This is a genomic window from Okeania sp. SIO2B9 (genome assembly GCF_010672505.1).
In the GTDB taxonomy this organism is placed as follows: domain Bacteria; phylum Cyanobacteriota; class Cyanobacteriia; order Cyanobacteriales; family Microcoleaceae; genus Okeania; species Okeania hirsuta.
The window spans coordinates 1-5,387 of the sequence record NZ_JAAHGK010000447.1 but is presented as its reverse complement, the minus strand read 5'-3'; the positions used below and the strand labels follow the sequence as shown (position 1 = coordinate 5,387).

Sequence of the window (5,387 nt, the reverse complement as noted above, 5' to 3'; positions counted from 1 at the left end):
AATGCCGAAAATTTGGCCGTAGCAGATAGTCTAAACTGTTGCCTGTTGCCAGATGATCTGTTGCCTATCATCACCATAAGACTTTTTCAGCAAACCCTAAATAAAACAAATAAAAAAATAGCCTTGGAAATATCACAAGGCTATCAAGCGAGGTTAATTATTAAAAACTTCTTTAGCGAACAGAACTCTGCATAGTAGCAGTTTCAATTGGCTTCATAAAATATAGTTTCAGGAACTGCCAACCATTAGACAGATAAAGAGGTAACTTCTGGAAAAGCTTCACAACACCTAACTTATTAGAATTAGCGATCGCCGTTAACTTTTCATTATTCTTAATACAAACTTCTAGTCTTTCATAAAACTGAGGATTTTCTACATCCAAAATTACTGGAAAAACACGTCCTGAAGTTTCATTAGTCTTCTCAATTACATACTTATCATAATCACGAGCATTCAAACCAATAGCAGCATAAAAATCAGCTCTTTGAATGTCATTCAAATACATAGTCGCAAATACAGAAAGTAAGAAAAATCTACACCACAATTTTGCTCTCCAGTCATTTAAAATTTGTGGTTGTGCCCTCATAATAGCATCAAAGAAATCTCCATGACGATTTTCATCCTGACACCAATTTTCAAAGAAACGGAAAATAGGATAAATTCTATCTTCTGGATGAGCTTCTAAATGACGATAGATAGTAATGTAGCGCCAATAACCAATTTTTTCCGATAGATAAGTAGCGTAGAAAATAAACTTTGGTTTAAAGAAAGTATACTTACGACTTTTAGTCAGAAATCCTAAATCTAATGATAGATTAAAATCTGACATTGCCTTATTTAAAAAACCTGCATGACGAGCTTCATCTCTGGACATTAAATTGAAACATTCAGCCAAAACAGGGCTTTTATCTTTGAGACGACGACCCAATTCTTTGTAGAGTAAAAAACCAGAAAATTCCGCCGTACAAGAACGTTCTAGAAACTCAACAAATAACCTACGAGTATCCCCATCAATATGATCCCATGATTGGGCAAATTCTTCATCCCGAACAAAATGATGGCGGTTATAATCAGTACGAAATTCTTCTAGAATAGCTATTAATTCATCTTCATTGACTGAGATGTCCATTTTAGCCATCTCATCAAAATCTGTTGTGTAGAATCTAGGAGTTAGAATAGTTTCTTTTGAGGGAACTTTAACCCCTGGTCGCATTTCTTGAAAATCTGGTTTTTTTAGAGAATCTACCATAAGTTTTGTTGTTTTCTTAATTTATCAATCTATGCCTGGTTTGGAGAATGAGCAAGAAAGTATTATATTTTCCACGCTATATAGTTTACCAAGGTCTAGGGGACTGAAGTACATAGTTTTTGTTAAGAATTGCAAAGTATCTATACCTATAAGAAATAGCCCATTATTATCCTACTTCTCAGTATATTTAGAGTTATTAATGTTTTCCACATTATATTCTTGGACTAAGATGGTAATAATACTAAGTGCCCATAACGAAAATTAAGTAACTAGGCAAAACAGTATATTAATTTCAGAAAAATAATTTTTGGGACTAAATGAATAGTATAAGATACAGTTACCTATTTTGGGGGGCTTGCGTCCTAGGTCTTAACGGATGCCATCGTTTATACAATGGCAAAATTTTGACTGGTCTACTTTGGCTCTTTACTGGGGGTTTATTTGGAATAGGCCAATTTATTGATTTGTTGTTAATTCCCAATATGGTAGAAGAACACAATACTAAAGTCAAAGCAAAATTAGGTATTTCATCCCAAGGAGTACCACTATATCAATCAAATGGGGCGGTCTCTATGAAAGCTTCTCCTCCACAAACCCGTCAACAGTTAATGGTAGCTTTACTCAGGTCAGCTTCTACTAAAGGAGGAAAGTTATCTGTTAGTCAGGGTGTCATGGCAACAGGAGCTAGCTTTCTAGAAGTAGAAGAAGCTCTCAAGGAAATGCTTAAAACTGGTTATGTTAGTGTGGATAACCATCCGGAGACAGGAATTGTAATTTACGATTTCCATGAGTTGTAATTTTGCCTACCAATAATCATTACAAATATGTTATTGATTACAAAACCTTTATGGTATCTTTGCTCGTGGTATATGTTTTTATCTGCAGGAGTCAAGATTACTGAGTCAGAAGTCAGGATATTCAGTTAGACAATAGTGGAAAAAGGTAGAAGAATGGGTAGTCTTCCTCGCTTAATGGTATACAAGAACAAGGGACTCCTGGAACAGGGGCATATTCCTCCCACTGCTGTAGGTAACAAAAATAATGACAATACACTAATTATATAGAAACCATTTGCTATCTTTTACACTGAGTTCTATCACGCTGACTATACATTTTTTTAGTTGAATAAAAAGTCATGCGTATAGGCAAACAGAATAACTCATTGTATATACATATCACAATTTTTGTGAGGATGCAACCGAAAATCCTTTGACGCGCGATTTTTTTTCAGGAGCCTCATAAAATAAAAATGTTGATAATTTTCAACCCACATTCCGCACGACAAAATGTAGTATACAAAGATGGTAAAAGTTGAGTAAGTATTTAGACTGATAGTATGGTTTAAGAAGCGATATAGCTGCCGCTAGGCTCCGCCAACGCAAATCATCAGTTGCCGGAACTTACCAATAGACATCTCCAAAAATTGCCAAAGTTTCTCTATCACGCTTCGCGATATAGCTGCCGCTAGGCTCCGCCAACGCGAAGCGGAACGGAGTTCGATCGCATCTTAATCATTGCCAAGTGGTTAATTCTACACTATGATTCAATCGTTGATTATTTTGGCCCTCTACCTGTTTTTACCTCAAGTTTCTGATTCTTAATCTAAGTAGTCGATTAATTTTCTGTTCTATGCCAATCTCGTCAATAATTCCTGCTACCAAACCTAGATGGTCTACATTAGTTACTTCTATTCACAACAAAGACCTTAATTTTGATTTTTACTTTAGACTTATAACTCTTCAAGCTAAATTAATTTTATGTAGCACTCTTCGCAATACCCCATTAATAAATCTATATCCATCTTCACTACTGTAACGCTTGGCTAATTTTACAGCTTCATTAATTGCCACTTGTTCTTGAATGCCAATAAACATCATTTCTGTCACTGCAATTCTGAGAATATCTATATCTATTCTAGGCAAACGTTCTATTTGCCAATCTACTATTGATTCTCTCAATAAATTATCAATTTCTTCTTTATTGTCATTCACCTTTGTCAAAATTTCTAAAGCGTACTTGCGAACTTCTAATTGATTAGTTAGTTGAATTAGTTCTGGTAACTCCACAGCAGTGCCAATACGATTAATTGCTGTTTGGCCTAACTCCACTGCTTCGTGGACCATCGAACTTGCACTTTGAACATCACTAGCACTAATTTGACTATTAAGGAGGCGATCGCTCCCTCTCTGTAATTCTGCCGCAGCAGTTTCTAAAATATCTTGGACTTCAGCTCTGAGAGTCCTAACTGCTGCTAGTATGACTTCTTGAAGTTGCTTTTTTTCTAGACTGCCTGAATTTGTTGGTAATTGACTTAGACCAAGCAGAGCTAGTTCACGAGCTGTGGAGCGAGGAGCTTTGTTCATAATTTTTGATCATCTTTTATCTTTTAAGTGGCAGGTTTAATATCCCATCGTCAACAGGGGTACTGAAAATTGTTCGGGGTTATCAGACACAGAGTGGCCAGTCATTGACTATCCCCATGCAATTAAACCTTCTACCTTTTGCCTCTATTGGTGCCCATTCCCTATCTTGGTCAGCATTCCCTTGCGTCTGACGCCGACGCGGGGTCGCACCGCTTCTGCTTTCTGCCTTTTTCAATATAACTCGTTCAATCCTCTTCAGTGGAAAATTTTTGATAGTCTTCTCTATCTAAAAGTAGAGGTTTGAGTTGATCATTTGAATTTTTTTCTGGACGTACTGATTGATTTGGAGTTACTATTCCACCTGATATGAGAACTTTAAACGCATCTTCCACTGACATTGAAACGTTAAGCACATCTTTTTCTGGCACTATGGCATACCAACCAGATGTAGGGTTAGGAGTCGTTGGAATGAAAAGACTTAGCATTGAGTCTCCTAGATGAGATTTAATTTGACTACTAATCGTACCAGTGACAAAAGCTATAGTCCAAACTCCCTGACGTGGATATTCTACAAGTACCACACGGCGAAATTTTTCGTTAGAATCCTTGAGTAGAGTTTCTAAGATTTGTTTGAGAGTGCCGTAGACTGACCCTGCAAATGGAATAGCTTGTAGTATTCGCTCGCCTACATCTAATAACCATCTTCCAGCAATGTTTCTAGCCATTAACCCAATCACTAGAATACTTAGCAATGGTACTGCTAGTCCTACTAAGAAATTTAGTAGGCCCACTAAAGCTGGGTGTAAACCATCGAAGGGGTTGATTTGCTTGGGTATCTTTGTCAAAAAATCTATTACCCACCGAGCAATAGTTATGGTCAACCAAATTGTTGTAGCTAATGGTATGACTACCAGTAAGCCTGCAATTAGGTCGTTTTTTAAATCCTGCCTTATGCGTTTGAACACTGTTTACCCATTTCCTCGTAAATTGCTAGATATTTTTTGATCTAGCTTGAAACCAATTTTTTTTAATTTAATATTTATATTTTTTATTCTGAATACTTACAATTATTAACAACTGTCAATAATTGTTGCAAATGTAAATTCAAATCAAAATTGAACTGATTTTAATCATCCAAAATATTCAGATATATTTTCTACCACTTGTCCACAATAATAATTGGACTGAGATTGGACTGAGAGCCGTGGCTGATTTCCAGATGATATTGGATAGATTTATATGGTAAAACAATTTGTCTCTTTTTCTCAACTGTAGACTTCGCCACATAAGTGACAGGGAGCAGGAGCAATAGAAGGTAAAAGGACGAAAGGAAAAAAGATTTAATATTGACTTTTGCAAAAGGTCTTCTTTCCAGTAGTTCTATTTAAGTTGTAAATTTTTGCTAGGCAGAATAGAACTGAGATATATATGAAAGATATATAGAATTTACATTTAAGAGAGAACAAAGGATAGGGGAAGATGATTGATAGATAAAATTTTTTGTAGCCAAAAATCATCATCTATGTTTACGTCTAAAATGGAAATACTATAGTTGTCATATAATAGGTTTTGAACAAATTTTAGTTATCTAAATACAGAGAGTTACTTATCTTGCTCTGTAGCTAATATTTATCTTCTATCTAGGATGGCTATATATCTTTCAACTAGATAAAATCAGAATTATGGATGAGAATTTTATGACTTCATAGAAGAGTATTTTAAGAATAGAAAAGGCAATGGCATTATCAGAGTGTAAATGCCAAACAGGTTACAGA

General features: G+C 35.5%; 6 protein-coding genes and 1 pseudogene. 2 read left to right on the top strand and 5 right to left on the bottom strand.

Annotated elements, in window-relative coordinates; translation table 11 throughout:
- Positions 1–195 (top strand): hypothetical protein (locus F6K13_RS16555; protein ID WP_287287856.1); only part of this gene is annotated, 195 nt, incomplete at its 5' end.
- On the opposite strand, the gene acsF is transcribed toward F6K13_RS16555, so the two are convergent.
- Complete coding sequence (acsF, locus tag F6K13_RS16550) at positions 173–1,249, bottom strand: magnesium-protoporphyrin IX monomethyl ester (oxidative) cyclase (protein WP_124146731.1); 1,077 nt, start codon at positions 1,247–1,249, stop codon at positions 173–175. The two genes, F6K13_RS16555 and acsF, sit on opposite strands and share 23 nt — an antisense overlap.
- Positions 1,250–1,566: 317 nt before the next feature.
- On the opposite strand from acsF, the gene F6K13_RS16545 reads away from it, so the two are divergent.
- Positions 1,567–2,046 carry an NINE protein gene (locus F6K13_RS16545; RefSeq protein ID WP_124146732.1) on the top strand — a complete coding sequence of 160 codons (480 nt, stop codon included), beginning with the start codon at positions 1,567–1,569 and terminating at the stop codon, positions 2,044–2,046.
- Positions 2,047–2,862: 816 nt separating this feature from the next.
- Here the strand turns inward: F6K13_RS16545 and F6K13_RS35195 are convergent.
- The 4 genes and pseudogenes from F6K13_RS35195 to F6K13_RS16530 form a co-directional block, all read right to left on the bottom strand.
- Positions 2,863–2,940, bottom strand: a pseudogene (locus F6K13_RS35195) (DUF4277 domain-containing protein); the annotation flags it as partial.
- Between the two features lie 48 nt (positions 2,941–2,988).
- Entirely contained in the window at positions 2,989–3,612 is a 624-nt protein-coding gene (gene nusB / locus F6K13_RS16540) for a transcription antitermination factor NusB (protein WP_124146733.1), read from the bottom strand.
- 82 nt (positions 3,613–3,694) lie between these two features.
- Positions 3,695–3,847 (bottom strand): hypothetical protein, encoded by a 153-nt coding sequence (locus F6K13_RS16535; RefSeq protein ID WP_287287855.1) that lies wholly within the window; start codon positions 3,845–3,847, stop codon positions 3,695–3,697.
- A gap of 10 nt (positions 3,848–3,857) precedes the next feature.
- Positions 3,858–4,577, bottom strand: coding sequence for a DUF502 domain-containing protein (locus F6K13_RS16530; RefSeq protein WP_124146734.1), 720 nt, complete (start codon positions 4,575–4,577; stop codon positions 3,858–3,860).
- Positions 4,578–5,387 lie beyond the last annotated feature (810 nt).